This window comes from Aeromonas sp. s8, assembly GCF_040907785.1.
Taxonomy (GTDB): domain Bacteria; phylum Pseudomonadota; class Gammaproteobacteria; order Enterobacterales; family Aeromonadaceae; genus Aeromonas; species Aeromonas veronii.
The window spans coordinates 1-15,060 of sequence record NZ_JBFOCL010000018.1 but is presented as its reverse complement, the minus strand read 5'-3'; the positions used below and the strand labels follow the sequence as shown (position 1 = coordinate 15,060).

The window sequence follows — 15,060 nt, the reverse complement described above, 5'->3', positions numbered from 1 at the left end:
AACGGGAGGCCAAGCCTCCCGTTTTTACATTTACTGCTCCCTTCGCACTGCTTATTGGACAGGCTGGGAAACCCCTTCCAGATGAATTTCCACCCGACGATCCGGTGCCAGACAGGCGATCAGCTCCTGCTTGGAGCGGCTGGCACAGCTGTTGCCAGTGACCGGATTGGCCTTGCCACGCCCCTCGACCCGTACCTTGTCGGCATACAAGCCTTTGGATACCAGATAGCTGGCCACACTCTGGGCCCGCTTCTCGGATAGCGCCAGGTTGTAATTGTCGGAACCGATGCGGTCGGTATAACCGATGACAGTTGCGACGCCATCTTTCGGATTGGCCGCCACAATCTGGCTGAACAAGGCATCGAGCGCCTGATTGGCAGCCGGTTTCAGGATCGCCTTGTTGAACTCGAACAGCACATCGGAACTCAAGCTGAAGGTTTTGGGCTCCACCACGGCTACAGGTGCCGGTTCGGCGGCCGGAGCGGGCGCCGGTGCAACGACCTCGCCACCTTGCTGACCGAAGCGATAGAGCATCCCGAACGAGATCAGGCCGTTATCCATCTCGATACCGGAACGATCGAGAGAGGCATCTCCCAGCGGCGTGGTGTACTGGTACTCCAGACGGGCAGCCCAGTCACGATCGATGGCGTATTCGGCACCCAGCGCACCAACGAAGGCGGCGCCATGCTTCTTGCCGGTCTCGCTGGTATTGGCGAAGCTGATCTCGCTATCCGTCCAGGCATAAGCACCGCCCAGTCGGCCATAAAGATCGAGCACGTTCGTTGCCGGGAAGCTGATCTTCATGGTGGCCTGAATCATCTGGCTCTTGGCTTCGGTCTTGAGGGTATTGGCGCCAGTGCCCGAAGTGGTGTCGTATTTGCCAAGCCAGTCATAACCCAGCTCGAAACCCAGGTTGGGGTTGAGCTGGTAACCGGCGAACAGGCCCAGACCCAGATCATCCGTGTTCTCGCTGGTATTACCCAACGTCTGGGCAATCGACTCGGCATACTGGTTGTGGTCAACGCCATAGTAATTGGACCAACCGGCCTTGCCACCGACATACCAGGTATTGTCCTGAGCGGCGGCCTGCACGGCTCCGGCCGCCAGCAAACCACTGACCAATACGGCAAGCATGGATTTATTCATATTTTCGCCTCTGCAATAAGTCGTTATGGGCGCCTGAGTGCGCACTTTCCCTGTGTGAAGCCGTCAGGCGGCCTCTCCGCTATTCAGGGTATCCCATCCGCACGCAGCCTCAAATGACCAAGCCATCAGGAGTGTGAGCTTGCCAGCAATATCCGGCGTAAAAATCACCTGTGTACCTATTCACACTGTTTTGCCAGTTAAACCATGACGTTGCGTCGTACGGAGTGGACCTATCCATACGCAGCAATAGAAAAGGGAGGCATAACGCCTCCCTCCTGGTGAGTTGTTGCAGCCCCCTTGCTCAACTGGCCAGAAACAGCCGGTAGGCAGGGTCGTCGCTCACCTCTTTCCAGCCGTAGCCAATCTCGCGCAGGTAGTCGTGGAAGGCGGCCACGTCCTCGTCCGGCAGCTCGAAGGCGCAGAGTACCCGACCGTAGTCGGCTCCGTGGTTACGGTAGTGGAACAGGCTGATGTTCCAGCGACAGCCCAGGGTCTCAAGAAAGCGCATCAAGGCACCCGGCTGCTCCGGAAACTTGAAGCTGTAGAGACGTTCACCAAGGGGCCGAGCCGGGCGGCCACCAATCATGTAGCGCACATGATTCTTGGCCAGTTCGCTCTCGGTCATGTTGACCACCGGGTAGCCGTTGCCGCCGAGCTGATCGATGATCTGGCCAAGCTCTTCGTCACCACCGGTGAGGCGCACCGAGACGAACAGCGACGCCTGCTCGGCATCCGCATAGCGGTAGTTGAACTCGGTCACCATGCGCGGCCCGAGCTGACGGCAGAAGTCGAGGAAGGCCCCCTTGCGCTCGGGGATGGTCACCGCCAGCATACCCTCACGCTTCTCGCCAATTTCGCAGCGCTCCGACACGTAGCGCAGGCTGTGGAAGTTGACGTTGGCGCCGGAGAGAATGGCTGCCATCCGGCCCCCCCTGACCTGCTCCCGCTCGCTGTAGGCCTTGAGGCCCGCCAGCGACAGGGCCCCCGACGGTTCGGCAATGGCGCGGCAGTCGTCGAAGATGTCTTTCAGCGCGGCGCAGATCTGATCGTTGGAGACGGTCACCACCTCATCCAGATACTGGTTGCACAGGCGGAAGGTCTCCTCGCCGATGCGCTTGACCGCCACCCCGTCCGCAAACAGCGAGACCCGCTCCAGATTGACCGGTTCACCGGCCGCCATGGCAGCCTTGAGACAGGCGGAACCCTCCGCCTCCACCCCGATCACCTTCACATCCGGCAGCAGTTGCTTGATATAGACCGCCACCCCGGCGGCCAGTCCGCCGCCACCCACCGGCACGAACACGTGGGTGAGGTGGGTATCCTGCTCCAACAGCTCCTTGCCGATGGTGCCCTGCCCGGCGATCACCTCGACGTCGTCAAACGGCGGGATCAGGGTGTAGCCCTCCAGCGTGGCGAGACGGCGGCTCTCGCCGTAGGCCTCGTCGAAGCTGTTGCCAAACAGCATGACGTTGCCGCCCTGCCGGCGCACCGCATCGATCTTGATGTCCGGCGTAGTCTTGGGCATCACGATGATCGCCTTGATACCGAGCTTGGCGGCCGACAGGGCGACCCCCTGCGCGTGGTTGCCAGCTGAGGCGGCGATGACGCCGCGCGCTTTCTGCTCCTCGGTCAGGGTGGCGATCTTGTGGTAGGCACCGCGCAGCTTGAAGGAGTGGACCGGTTGCAGATCCTCCCGCTTCAGGCTGACGTGGTTGCCGAGCCGCTCGGAGAGTTTCTTCAGGGTTTGCAAGGGGGTGACCCGCGCCGCCTCGTAGACGGGGGAGAGCAACACCTTGCGTAGATAATCCGCCGCAGAGACCATGATTTATTCCCCCAGCATTGAGCGATCACGCACCGCGCCTTTATCAGCGCTGGTGGCGAACATGGCGTAAGCGCGCAGGGCAAAGGAGACCTGACGCTGACGATCGAGCGGCTTCCAGCCACGAGCCTCGACGGCGACACGGCGGGCAGCCAGCACGCTGTCGGCCACCTCCAGCACCATGCTGCGGGCCGGGATGTTGATGCTGATGATGTCGCCATCCTCCACCAGACCAATGGTGCCGCCGGAAGCAGCCTCCGGCGAGACGTGGCCAATCGAGAGACCCGAGGTGCCGCCGGAGAAGCGGCCGTCGGTAATCAGGGCACACGCCTTGCCCAATCCCATGGATTTCAAATAGGTAGTGGGGTAGAGCATCTCCTGCATGCCCGGGCCCCCTTTCGGCCCTTCGTAGCGGATCACCACCACCTCGCCCGCTTTCACGGTACCGTCGAGGATGCCGTTCACCGCGCTCTCCTGACTCTCGAACACCCGGGCAGGGCCACGGAAGGTGAGGTTCTCCTCATCCACCCCGGCAGTCTTGACGATGGCGCCATTGACAGCGAGGTTGCCGGAGAGTACGGCAAGGCCACCCTCCTGGCTGTAGGCATTTTCCAGCGAGCGGATGCAGCCTTCGGCGCGGTCCAGATCCAGCTCCGGCCAGCGGCAATCCTGACTGAACGCCTTGGTGGTGCGGATGCCGGCCGGGCCAGCGCGGTAGAAGTCCACCACCTCCTGACTGGGCTGGCGGCTGACGTCATACTCATTGAGCTGTTCGACGAGGGAGCAACCCAGCACGGTACGGGTATCTCCATGCACCAGACCCGCTTTTTCCAGCTGGCCCAGAATGGCGACCACACCACCGGCACGGTGCACATCTTCCATATGGTATTTCTGGGTGGAGGGCGCCACCTTGCAGAGCTGTGGCACCTTGCGGGACATGCGGTCGATATCGGCCATGGTGAAGTCGACACCGGCCTCCTGCGCTGCCGCCAACAGGTGCAGCACGGTATTGGTGGAGCCGCCCATGGCGATATCCAGCGCCATGGCGTTCTCGAACGCCGCCTTGGTGGCGATATTGCGCGGCAGTGCGCTCTCGTCATCCTGCTCATACCAGCGCTTGGCTAGGGTCACGATGCGCTGGCCCGCCAGCTTGAACAGCTGCTCGCGATCGGCGTGGGTCGCCAGCATGGAGCCGTTGCCCGGCTGGGAGAGGCCGAGCGCCTCGGTCAGGCAGTTCATGGAGTTGGCGGTAAACATGCCAGAGCAGGAGCCGCAGGTGGGGCAGGCGCTGCGCTCCACCTGCTCGCTCTGGGCGTCCGAGACCTTGGGATCGGCCCCCTGGATCATGGCGTCCACCAGATCCAGCTTGATGATCTGGTCAGAGAGCTTGGTCTTGCCCGCTTCCATCGGGCCGCCGGAGACGAAGATCACCGGGATATTGATGCGCAGGGCGGCCATCAGCATCCCCGGGGTGATCTTGTCGCAGTTGGAGATACAGACCATGGCGTCGGCGCAGTGGGCGTTGACCATGTACTCCACCGAGTCGGCGATCAGCTCCCGCGACGGCAGGGAGTAGAGCATGCCGCCGTGACCCATGGCGATGCCGTCATCCACGGCAATGGTATTGAACTCCTTGGCCACGCCGCCAGCGGCTTCGATTTCGCGCGCCACCAGCTGGCCCAGATCCTTGAGGTGGACGTGGCCAGGCACAAACTGGGTGAAGGAGTTGACCACGGCGATGATGGGTTTGCCGAAATCCTGATCGGTCATTCCGGTGGCACGCCACAGGGCGCGGGCCCCGGCCATGTTACGTCCGTGGGTGGTGGTGGCGGATCTCAACTTCGGCATTGTCTCTACTCCCTGAATGCCCATATGGGCTCGATGCGTTATGCGGTGATGATACGAGTGGATCTGAATCGATCCTGGTGAAGACTCCTCAGGGAAGCGCTCACCGGAAGCGACTCGGGGAGGCACATCGCCTCCCCTCTCTCATCAGTCGTTGACTGGCGTCAGCCAGCCCCACTTGTCCTCGGTCTGGCCGTTGAAGAGGCCGAAGAAGGCGTTTTGCAGCTGCTCGGTCACCGGGCCACGGCTGCCAGCGCCCACCTTCATCCGATCGACGGAGCGCACCGGGGTCACCTCGGCGGCGGTGCCGGTCATAAAGATTTCATCTGCGACATAGAGCGCCTCGCGGGGCAGCGCCTGCTCACGCACCTCGTAACCCAGATCACGGGCCAGCGTCATGATGGTGTCGCGGGTGATGCCGGGCAGGATGGCGGCGGTAGCGGGCGGGGTGAACAGTACGCCGTTCTTCACCAGGAACAGGTTCTCCCCCGCGCCTTCGCTCAGGTAGCCGTTCACATCCAGCGCCAGCCCCTCGGCGAAGCCGTTGCGCTTGGCCTCGCGGCTGATCAGCTGGGAGGACAAATAGTTACCACCCGCCTTGGCGCCGGTGGGGATGGTGTTGGGAGCGAGCCGGTTCCACGAGGTGACACAGACATCCACTCCGTTTTTCAGTCCCTCTTCCCCCAGATAGGCGCCCCACGGCAGGGCGGCCACCATCAGGTCAGCCTTGGCATCCAGCGGCGGATGCAGCCCCAGCCCCACGTTGCCGACAAAGGCCAGCGGGCGCAGATAGCCGCTCTTCAGGCCGTTCTCGCGCACCACGGTGCGGCAGGCTTCATTCACGTCGGACTCTCTGTAGGGGACGTCCATCCAGTAGATCTTGGCGGAGTCGAACAGGCGGCGGGTGTGCTCCTGTAAACGGAAGATGCAGGTGCCTTTGGGGGTATCGTAGGCACGCACACCCTCAAACACCGAGGAGCCGTAGTGCAGGGCGTGGCTCATCACGTGTATCTGGGCATCCTGCCAGGGCACCAGTTTGCCGTTGAACCAGATGTATTGGGGGTGAGTGGCGGATTGGGAAGGCTGTGACATTGGCTTGGCTCCTTAAGCTCTGATCCGGGGTTGCTGTTCCAGTGCATCGACCCGGGAGACGTCCACCAGCTTCACCAGCTGGCTCCACAACTGCTGGATGGGACGCACCGACTCGACAGTAACCGTGATCCGCAGCTGTTGGCAATCCTGCTCCGCTCTCGTCTCCATAGTGAGGGCGCAGAGATTGAAGCCGCGGTGACGCACCACCCGCAGCACCCGCTCCATCACTTCCGGTCTGGGCTGGGCGTGGATATGCAGGGTGTGCTGTGCAAATGCTGGTTGTGCAAGGGTGTGCGGGTTCATGGGCGTTGCTCCATCATCTGGTGGTTGGCGACTCCCGGCGGAACCAGGGGCCAGACGTTTTCTTCCTCTGAAATAGCCACATGCAGCAGATAGGCGCCTTCGCTTGCCAGCAGGCGATCGAGGGCACCGGCTATCTGCTCCTTGCATGTGATGGTCTCGCCCGGAATGCCGAAGGCGGCAGCCAGGGCGACGAAATCGGGGTTGTCGGAGAGGATGGTCTCGCTGTAGCGGCCGTCGAAGAACAGCTCCTGCCACTGGCGCACCATGCCGAGGCGCTGGTTATCCAGCAGCACCATCTTCACCTTGAGCTGGGCCCGGCGGATGGTGCCGAGCTCCTGCACGTTCATCATGAAAGAGCCATCACCGCTCACCAGCACCACTTCATCCTCCGGGCGCGACATCTTGGCGCCGATGGCGGCGGGCAAACCAAACCCCATGGTGCCGAGACCGGCGCTGGAGAGGTGGTTGCGCGGGCTGGTGAAGCGCATATGCTGGGCTACCCACATCTGGTGCTGACCCACGTCGCAGGCGACCACGCTGGTCTCCGGCAACTTGGCAGATAGCTGTTTGAGCAAAGCCGGAGCGTAGATGGCCTGACCCGGATGGTCGTAGCGAAACGCATATTCGCGGGCCATGGCGGCGCAGTGTTCACGCCAGGGGGCGATGTCGAGAGTTATGGCGAGGCTTGGCAACACCTGCTTGAGATCCGTGGTGATACCCACCTCGGCAGCGCGGCGCTTGCCGAACTCGGCGGCATCCACATCGAGATGGATCACCTTGGCCTCGGGAGCAAACTCCTCCAGCTTGCCGGTCACCCGATCATCGAAACGGGCGCCCACCACCAGCAGCAGATCGCACTGCTGCACCGCGTAGTTGGCGGCCTTGGTGCCGTGCATGCCGAGCATGCCGAGATAAACGGGGCTATCGGGGTCGAGCGCGCCGATCCCCTTGAGAGTGGTGACCGCAGGCATGCCGGTGGCGGCAGCAAAGTCGCGCAACTGCTGCTCGGCATTGGCCATGCCCACTCCGCCACCGACGTAAAGCACCGGACGCTCGGCGGCAGCCAGCAGGGTGCGGGCCGCGGCCAGATCCGAGGGGTTGAGCACCTCCGGCTCTTCCACTGCAAACAGCGGGCTCTGGGCAGGCACGGCGGCCAGTTGCACATCCTTGGGCAGATCGATCAGCACAGGACCGGGCCGCCCTTCGGTGGCGATGGCGAAAGCTTCTGCCAGCACTCGCCCCAGATCGGCGGCATCAGTCACCATGAAGGAATGCTTGGTGCAGGAGAGGGACATGCCGAGCACGTCGACCTCCTGAAACGCATCGGTGCCGATGGCGGCACAAGGCACCTGACCGCTGATGGCCACCAGCGGCACCGAATCGAGCAGCGCCTCCGCCAGACCGGTCACCAGATTGGTGGCGCCGGGGCCGGAGGTAGCGATGCAGACGCCCACCTGACCAGAGGCGCGGGCATAACCGACCGCAGCCATGGCGGCGCCCTGCTCGTGGCGGCAGAGCTGATGGGCCAGACCACCGTCATACAGAGCATCGTAGACCGGCATGATGGCCCCGCCCGGGTAACCAAACACCTGAGTCACACCCTGTTTCTTGAGAGCCTGTACCAAAAACTGCGCGCCGTTCATGTGGAAAATCCTGTCCTTTGGTCGAAAAAAAACCCCCGAGCTGTGAGGCTCGGGGGTCGCTTGTTTCGTTCTGTCCGGTGGTGGGTCTATCCCTTGTTCCGTGCAGCTAAACGAGCCCCGAGCGGTGAGATAATAATCACCACTAGGACCACAATAATGCTGACGAAACGGGAGGCCATGTTCATAGTTACAACCGGAAATCCTGTGAAATTGGGGCGGTTTCTACCGCGAATGGCTATTAGAACTAGCACGGTGATTTTTATTGGGCAAGCCTTTTTTCTGTGACAACCCACTGATTTTGGCTATTCCCCAGCCGGAACTCTGGAATAAAAAACCAACAACAAGCAGTTAGTCAGAACATATATCAACTCAAGGACGGGATTTATGTCATTAGCTGTGGTTTATAGCCGTGCCAGCCTCGGGATCGCGGCCCCGCAAGTTACAGTGGAAGTTCACCTCTCCAACGGCCTGCCCGCCTTCAACATGGTCGGCCTGCCGGAAACCTCGGTGAAGGAGTCGCGAGATCGGGTCCGCAGCGCCCTGCTCAACGGCAATTTCGAGTTCCCGAGCAAACACATCACCGTCAATCTGGCCCCCGCCGATCTGCCCAAGGAGGGAGGCCGTTTTGATCTGGCCATCGCCATCGGCATTCTCGCTGCTTCCAAGCAGATACCGGCAAAATACCTGCTCGATCATGAATTTTTGGGGGAGTTGGCCCTGACCGGAGAAATTCGCCCCGTGCTCGGGGTGCTGCCCGCCGTGCTCGCCTGCCGGGATGCGGGGCGCACTCTGCTGGTACCGCGGGAGAACGGCCCCGAAGCGTCCCTCATTCAGGATGCCGAAGTGCGCACCGCCCACCAGTTGCTGGCCGTCACCGCCTGGCTGGCAGGCCAGTACGAACTGCCCCTGCCGGCCCCCCAAAGCGCGGAGAACCTGCCCGATGTGCCGGACCTGCAGGATGTGATCGGCCAGTCACAGGCCAAGCGGGCGCTGGAGATCGCCGCCGCCGGCAGTCACAACCTGCTGTTCATCGGCCCGCCAGGCACCGGCAAGAGCATGCTGGCGAGCCGTCTGCCCGGCATCTTACCGCCGCTGAGCGAGCAGGAAGCGCAGCAGACCGCCGCCATCCACTCCATCGGCGGCCTCACACCGCGCGCCGGTCACTGGCACCACAGACCCTATCGCACGCCCCACCACAGTGCCTCCGCAGTGGCGCTGGTGGGTGGTGGCAGCCACCCGCGGCCCGGCGAAATTTCGCTGGCCCACAACGGGGTGCTGTTTCTCGACGAGCTGCCCGAATTCGAGCGCAAGGTGCTCGACTCCCTGCGCGAGCCGCTGGAGACGGGCCACATCACCATCAGTCGGGCCGCCCGTCAGGTGGATTTTCCCGCTCGCTTCCAGCTGGTCGGCGCCATGAACCCCAGCCCCTGCGGCCACTATGGCGATGGCCAGACCCGCTCCAGCCCGGATCAGATCCTGCGCTACCTCGGCAAACTCTCCGGCCCCTTTCTCGACCGCTTTGACCTGACGGTGGAGGTGCCACTGCTGCCCAAGGGGAGCCTGACCGGCAAGGCAGAGCGGGGGGAGTCTAGCCAGCAGATCCGCGATCGGGTACTGGCGGCGCGTGAGCGCATGCTAAGCCGCAATGGCAAACTCAACAATCTACTGGATAGCCGTGAGATAGAGGATATTTGCCGCTTATCGGCGCAAGATGCCGAATTTTTGGAGAACGCCATCCAGAAGCTGGGGCTCAGCATCCGGGCCTGGCATCGCATCCTGCGGGTGTCACGCACCATCGCAGATCTGGCCGGGCAACCCGCCATCGGCAAGGAGCATCTTATCGAGGCGCTCGGTTATCGCGCCATGGACAGGCTGCTGTCGCGATTGCGCAGCAGCTGACAGGAGGGAAAAGGGTGAGTCCAACCCCCGTAACGGCTCTGAATGGTCTCACGGGCAATCGGCTGATATTATGGCCACAGATCTGACCACTTGATGGCCCTTTATCGACAGCAAGACGGACCCGACTCATGCCCAACAAGCTGACAGAGCGACTGCGCGGCAGCCTCTCCACCCTGCTCTATTTTTTCAACACCCTCTTCTGGTTTGTCCCCATCTTCTCGCTGGGTCTGCTCAAGCTCCTGCTCCCCCTCAAGGGGTGGCGCACCCTCTGCAACTGGCTGCTGGATGGCTGTGCCAGCTGCTGGATCGGTTTCAACAATCTGATCCAGAAAACCATCATCAAAACCCCTTTCGAGGTGGTCGGAGTGGACAAAGGGCGCCGGAATGAGTGGTATATGGTGATTGCCAACCATCAATCCTGGGTCGACATACTGGTACTGCAGCGGGTTTTTAACCAAAAAATCCCCTTCCTGAAGTTTTTCCTCAAGAAAGAGCTGATTTGGGTACCTTTTCTCGGTCTGGCATGGTGGGCGCTCGACTTCCCCTTCATGCGGCGATATTCCAGAAAATTTCTGGAAAAACATCCCCATCTGAAGGGAAAAGACATTGAAACGACCCGTAAGGCCTGCGCCAGGTTCCGCCACATTCCGGTGAGTGTGATGAACTTCGTCGAAGGCACCCGCTTCACCGGCAGCAAGCATCAGAAGCAGGGCTCGCCCTATCGTCATCTGCTGCTCCCGAAAGCGGGGGGCATCGCCTTTACTCTGGCCGCTATGGGTGATCAGTTGCATCAACTGGTGGATGTCACCATCGCCTATCCGGACGGCATCCCCAGCTACTGGGACTTCATGTGTGGCCGGGTCGGGCAAATCAAGGTTCAGGTCCGCTATTTGCCGATCGACCGCAAGCTGGTGGGGGATTACTTCAATGACCCCGAGTTCCAACAAGAGTTTCAACAGTGGTTGAACGGGATCTGGCACGAAAAGGACCAGACCCTGAGCCAACTGCTGGCAACCAAGGCGCAGTAAACATTCATGCTATCCCTGCTTCCCGGCCCGCTGGTGCTGATCATCAGCGCCGGCCTGACCATCCTTTTCACCGCCTTGTGCGCCAGCCTGATCCTGCTGGTGTCGCTGGCCAAACTGCTGCTGCCGATCCCGGCCTTTGGCCGCGCCTGCAGCCGCCTCAACAACCGCTTCATGCGCCTGTGGCTGGCCTGCAATGCGCTGGTGATCCGCCTCACCACCCGCATCGACTGGCAGGTGGAGGACAGCACCAAGCTGCGCAAGGATGGCTGGTATCTCATCATCAGCAACCATATGAGCTGGACCGATATCGTGGTGCTCGGCCACCTGTTCCGCGACCGGCTGCCGGTGCCCAAGTTCTTCATGAAGCACGAGCTGATCTACATCCCGCTGTTGGGGCTCGCCTGCTGGGGGCTCGATATGCCCTTTATGCGCCGCTATTCGCGAGAATTTCTGTTAAGAAATCCGCACCTGCGCGGCAAGGATATCGAGACCACCCGCAACGCCTGCGAGAAGTTTCGCCACATCCCCACTACCGTCATCAACTTCGTGGAAGGAACCCGCTTCACCGAGCAGAAACGGGATGCGGCCCGCTCCCGCTACCGCCATCTGATGCCCCCCAAAGCGGCGGGGCTGGCCTTTACGCTGGCAGCCATGGGCGAGCAGTTCGACAGCCTGATCAACGTCACCATCCGCTATCCGGACAACGCCGAGACCCCGTTCAAGGACTTCCTGATGGGGCGGGTAAAACGCATTCAGGTGCGGATTGAGGAGCTGCCGGTGGATGAGGCGCTGATTGGGGATTACTTCAACGACAAGCAGTTCAAGCGCGGTTTTCAGGAGTGGCTAAACCAGCGCTGGCAGGAGAAGGACGAGGTGCTGGAGGGGTGGCAGAGCGGTCAGGCGCCGCTGCCGGTTGCCGCCAAATCCGGGGATGAATCCAAAGAGAGTGCCGAGGCCAACTCGGCCAACTGATCTTCGGAAAAGACCACAATCCCGTGGCGGCGCAGCAGGGCAGTGGTCTTGCCCTCGCCCGCCACAGAAACACCTTCGAAGCGGCCGTTATAGATACGGCCGCTGCCACATGAGGGGCTCCCCTCTTTCAGCAAGGCGAAGCGAATACCCTGCGCCTGACAGATTTCCAGCGCCAGCTCGGCGCCACGGCCAAACTCGGCAGTCACATCCAGTCCACTCGCCGTCACTACCCGATCGCCCTGCCGCTCGGCAGGAGGGCGCGGAGTTGGCAGACCGCCCGCCACTTCGGGGCAGAAGGCCAGCACCCGCCCCTCGGCACCCAGCGCACTCAGCCAGTCGCTGACGATCCCCTTGCTCTGACCGTCGTAACGCACCGGCTGACCCAGCAAGCAGGCACTCACCAGCACCTTGTGCACGCCGGTCTCACTCATGCTTCCGCTCCATGCATCACCTGATCGAACATCACGCAGCAGGGACTCTCCAGCCGATAGAGAATGGCGGGGCGCTGTTTGCCGGTACGCTTGCGACCGGTATCCACCAGAATGTCGGCGCGATGGATCCGCTTGCGAAATGCCGCCGTATTCATGGGTGTTTGCAGGATGATTTCGAAGGCGCGCTGCACCTCGGATAGGGTGAACTCGGGCCCCAGCAGTTGCAGCGGCAGGGTGCTGTAGCGGCTCTTGATCCGCAGCCGCTCCAGCCCCTTGGCGATAAGCTGGACATGGTCGAAGGCGAGGCTCAGCCCCGGCAGGTTGGCGAGCGGATGCCAGCAGCCGTGGATCGCTTCCACTTCCGGATCCACCAGACAGAGATAGACCAGGGTCGTGGACCAGCCGCGGGGATCCCGCTCCAGATTGCCGAGGGTGCAGACCTGCTCGCTGTAGCAGTGACCGAGCCCCCACTCCGCCAGCAGACGGCGCTGGGCGGCATCCAGATCCCGATCCCGGGTCTCGTCGATGCGCAGCGCAGGCAGTTGCCAACAGTGGGCAAAGGGGGGGCGATCGCGGGTCTCAAGCAGCAGCTCTAGCCGCTCCTCATGCAACCGCAGCACCACCATATCCAGACTCATTCTCAGCATGCCGATCGCCCTGCTCGCCTTCCATTAATGTTTGGTAGATAATATCACACGAATAGTATGTGCAGGAGCCAATCATGGGAACCGTCGCCAGCCTGGATATTGATGCGCAGAAGGGCTTTACCCCCCTCTGCCCGAACGAACTGCCCGTCGCGGGCGGTGATGATATTGTGGCTGCGCTCAACGCTCAGGCCACCCTCGCCACGCTGCGGATCGGCAGCAAGGACTCTCACCCCGCCAATGCCGACTGGGCCGTTTCTGACCCCGCAGGCATGCTGTTGCCGCTGGACCTGCCCAACGCCGACCTCACTTGGCCGGTGCACTGCGTACCGGGTAGCAAGGGCTTCGAGCTGCTCGACGGCCTGCCCGCTCCCATCGACTATGACTTCTTCGTCTGGAAGGGGGTCGAACCGGATCTCCACCCCTACGGCACCTGCTTCCATGACCTGGCCGAACGGCGCAGCACCGGACTCATCGAATTTCTGCAAGCCCGCAAGGTCGATACCGTACTGGTCGGCGGTCTCGCCACCGACTACTGTGTCAAAACCAGCGTGCTGCAACTGCGCCGCGCAGGTTTCCGGGTGATCGTCCATCTCGATGCCTGCCGTGGCATCGCCCCCGAGACGGTTGCCAGCGCCCACACCCAGATGATCGAAGCTGGCGCCGAACTGGCCCAGACCCTGATCGATGTACAACGCCTGCTGGACGCCTGATATGCCACCGATTCTTACCAGCCTGCTCGATACCGACGCCTGCACGTTACATATGCGGCAGGGGAGCTCCATCGTGCTCACCAGTCTGCGAGGAGCCTGATATGCCCCCAATCCTCACCAGCCTGCTCGACACCGACGCCTACAAGCTGCATATGCAGCAGGCGGTGTTCCATCGCTATCCGGATGCCGAGGTGGTGGCCGAGTTTCACAGCCGCAATGAAGAGGATCTGCTGCCCATGATGGGGCAGATCGAGGAGCAACTGCGCCTCGCCGGTTCCCTGCGACTGACCAGGCCAGAGCTCGATTTTCTGGCCGAGCGTCCCTTCTTCACCCCTGACTACCTCGACCACCTGCGCCGCAAGCCGCTCGACGCCTCGCTACTCAAAGTGTTCGAGCAGGATGGCCGCATCAATGTGCGGGTCGAGGGCCCCTGGCAGGATGTGATCCTGTGGGAAATCCCGGTGCTCGCCATCATCAGCGAGATGCGCAACCGCTTCCGCTATCCCCAGTTCGGCGTCAGCCACGCGCTGGAGCGGCTCGATCAGAAGATCGACAAGCTGGAGAAGGAGCTGAGCAGCGACGAGATGAGCGAGTTTAACCTCATCGACTTCGGCACCCGCCGCCGCTTCTCTCACGCGGTACAGGATGCGGTAGTGGGTCGCCTCAAGGAGCGGCTGCCGGCGTTTCGCGGCACCAGCAACTACATGCTGGCCCAGAAGTACAAGCTGCCCGCGGTCGGCACCCAGGCCCATGAGTGGTTCCAGGCGCACCAGCAGCTCGGCTTCCCGCTGGAGCACAGCCAGCGCGCCGCCCTCACCAGCTGGCTGGACGAGTTCACCGACCATCTCGGCATCGCCCTGACCGACTGCATCACCATGGATGCCTTCCTGCGGGACTTCGACTTCGAGCTGGCCAGCAGCTATCAGGGCTTGCGTCACGACTCCGGCGATCCCGTGGTGTGGGGCGAGAAGGCGATCAGCCACTATCAGCGCCTCGGCATCGACCCCACCGACAAGACCCTGGTCTTCTCCGACGGGCTCAACCTCGACAAGGCGGTGCAGCTGTTCCGTCACTTCCGTGGTCGCATCAACACCAGTTTCGGCATCGGCACCAAGCTCACCTGCGATCTGCCCGGTGTCAGCCCGATGAACATTGTCTTCAAGCTGATCGAGTGCAATGGCGGCCCGGTCGCCAAGATCTCCGACAGCCCGGGCAAGACCCTCTGCCGGGATGCGGAGTTTATCCGCAACCTCAAACAGGCGTTCCACGTCGGGGTCTGATCTTCGAGATCGCCAGAAAACAAAAAGCCCGCCGGTTCGCACCGGCGGGCTTTTTTAATCAACTTGTCCCGTCCTGAATATGGTTTACACCTTTCCCCCACATAAATGGAGAGCCCGATGGGACAAGGTGTGAAACGGACACAGCGCGATTACTCGCTGACTTTTAAACTGGCACTGGTCGAGCAGATTGAAAAAGGCGAGCTCACCTACAAACAGGCTCAGGTGCGTTATGGCATTCAGGGCCG

13 protein-coding genes and 1 pseudogene are annotated in these 15,060 nt (G+C 61.9%); 6 read left to right on the top strand and 8 right to left on the bottom strand.

Annotation, left to right across the window (positions count from 1 at the left end; genetic code table 11):
- Positions 1-51: 51 nt before the first annotated feature.
- The 6 genes from ompA to ilvG form a co-directional block, all read right to left on the bottom strand.
- The gene (gene ompA, locus AB5Y86_RS06445) at positions 52-1,146 is read right to left on the bottom strand and encodes a porin OmpA (RefSeq protein ID WP_368192431.1); all 1,095 of its coding nucleotides are present in this window, start codon (positions 1,144-1,146) and stop codon (positions 52-54) included.
- A 301-nt stretch (positions 1,147-1,447) separates the two neighbouring features.
- On the bottom strand, positions 1,448-2,968 hold the full coding sequence (gene ilvA, locus AB5Y86_RS06440; RefSeq protein WP_042079768.1) for a threonine ammonia-lyase, biosynthetic: 1,521 nt from the start codon (positions 2,966-2,968) through the stop codon (positions 1,448-1,450).
- A 3-nt stretch (positions 2,969-2,971) separates the two neighbouring features.
- Positions 2,972-4,813, bottom strand: a complete 1,842-nt coding sequence (gene ilvD, locus AB5Y86_RS06435; RefSeq protein ID WP_368192430.1) for a dihydroxy-acid dehydratase — start codon at positions 4,811-4,813, stop codon at positions 2,972-2,974.
- 144 nt (positions 4,814-4,957) lie between these two features.
- A complete protein-coding gene (locus AB5Y86_RS06430; RefSeq protein WP_335855628.1) occupies positions 4,958-5,902 on the bottom strand; it encodes a branched-chain amino acid transaminase in 945 nt (314 codons plus the stop codon).
- A gap of 12 nt (positions 5,903-5,914) precedes the next feature.
- Complete coding sequence (ilvM, locus tag AB5Y86_RS06425; RefSeq protein ID WP_042079763.1) at positions 5,915-6,205, bottom strand: acetolactate synthase 2 small subunit; 291 nt, start codon at positions 6,203-6,205, stop codon at positions 5,915-5,917.
- On the bottom strand, positions 6,202-7,848 hold the full coding sequence (gene ilvG / locus AB5Y86_RS06420; RefSeq protein ID WP_368192429.1) for an acetolactate synthase 2 catalytic subunit: 1,647 nt from the start codon (positions 7,846-7,848) through the stop codon (positions 6,202-6,204). Before ilvG ends, ilvM begins: the two co-directional genes overlap by 4 nt.
- Positions 7,849-8,232: 384 nt before the next feature.
- Between ilvG and AB5Y86_RS06415 the strand changes: the two genes are divergently transcribed.
- The 3 genes from AB5Y86_RS06415 (at position 8,233) to AB5Y86_RS06405 (ending at position 11,747) form a co-directional block, all read left to right on the top strand.
- On the top strand, positions 8,233-9,747 hold the full coding sequence (locus AB5Y86_RS06415) for a YifB family Mg chelatase-like AAA ATPase (protein ID WP_201947299.1): 1,515 nt from the start codon (positions 8,233-8,235) through the stop codon (positions 9,745-9,747).
- A 128-nt stretch (positions 9,748-9,875) separates the two neighbouring features.
- Entirely contained in the window at positions 9,876-10,775 is a 900-nt protein-coding gene (locus AB5Y86_RS06410; protein ID WP_043823224.1) for an acyltransferase, read from the top strand.
- A 6-nt stretch (positions 10,776-10,781) separates the two neighbouring features.
- Positions 10,782-11,747: an acyltransferase gene (locus AB5Y86_RS06405; protein WP_368192428.1), complete on the top strand. Its 966-nt coding sequence runs from the start codon at positions 10,782-10,784 to the stop codon at positions 11,745-11,747.
- Here the strand turns inward: AB5Y86_RS06405 and AB5Y86_RS06400 are convergent.
- Together AB5Y86_RS06400 and AB5Y86_RS06395 are read right to left on the bottom strand one after the other, a co-directional pair.
- Positions 11,672-12,178, bottom strand: coding sequence for a DUF523 domain-containing protein (locus AB5Y86_RS06400; protein ID WP_368192427.1), 507 nt, complete (start codon positions 12,176-12,178; stop codon positions 11,672-11,674). The two genes, AB5Y86_RS06405 and AB5Y86_RS06400, sit on opposite strands and share 76 nt — an antisense overlap.
- Positions 12,175-12,825: a DNA mismatch repair protein MutT gene (locus AB5Y86_RS06395; protein WP_005339607.1), complete on the bottom strand. Its 651-nt coding sequence runs from the start codon at positions 12,823-12,825 to the stop codon at positions 12,175-12,177. Before AB5Y86_RS06395 ends, AB5Y86_RS06400 begins: the two co-directional genes overlap by 4 nt.
- 74 nt (positions 12,826-12,899) lie before the next feature.
- On the opposite strand from AB5Y86_RS06395, the gene AB5Y86_RS06390 reads away from it, so the two are divergent.
- The 3 genes and pseudogenes from AB5Y86_RS06390 to AB5Y86_RS06380 all read left to right on the top strand — a co-directional run.
- Positions 12,900-13,535: a nicotinamidase gene (locus AB5Y86_RS06390; RefSeq protein ID WP_042055347.1), complete on the top strand. Its 636-nt coding sequence runs from the start codon at positions 12,900-12,902 to the stop codon at positions 13,533-13,535.
- A gap of 101 nt (positions 13,536-13,636) precedes the next feature.
- Positions 13,637-14,815: a nicotinate phosphoribosyltransferase gene (gene pncB / locus AB5Y86_RS06385; protein ID WP_005342020.1), complete on the top strand. Its 1,179-nt coding sequence runs from the start codon at positions 13,637-13,639 to the stop codon at positions 14,813-14,815.
- A 117-nt stretch (positions 14,816-14,932) separates the two neighbouring features.
- Positions 14,933-15,060 (top strand): annotated as a pseudogene (locus tag AB5Y86_RS06380) (IS3 family transposase); the annotation flags it as partial.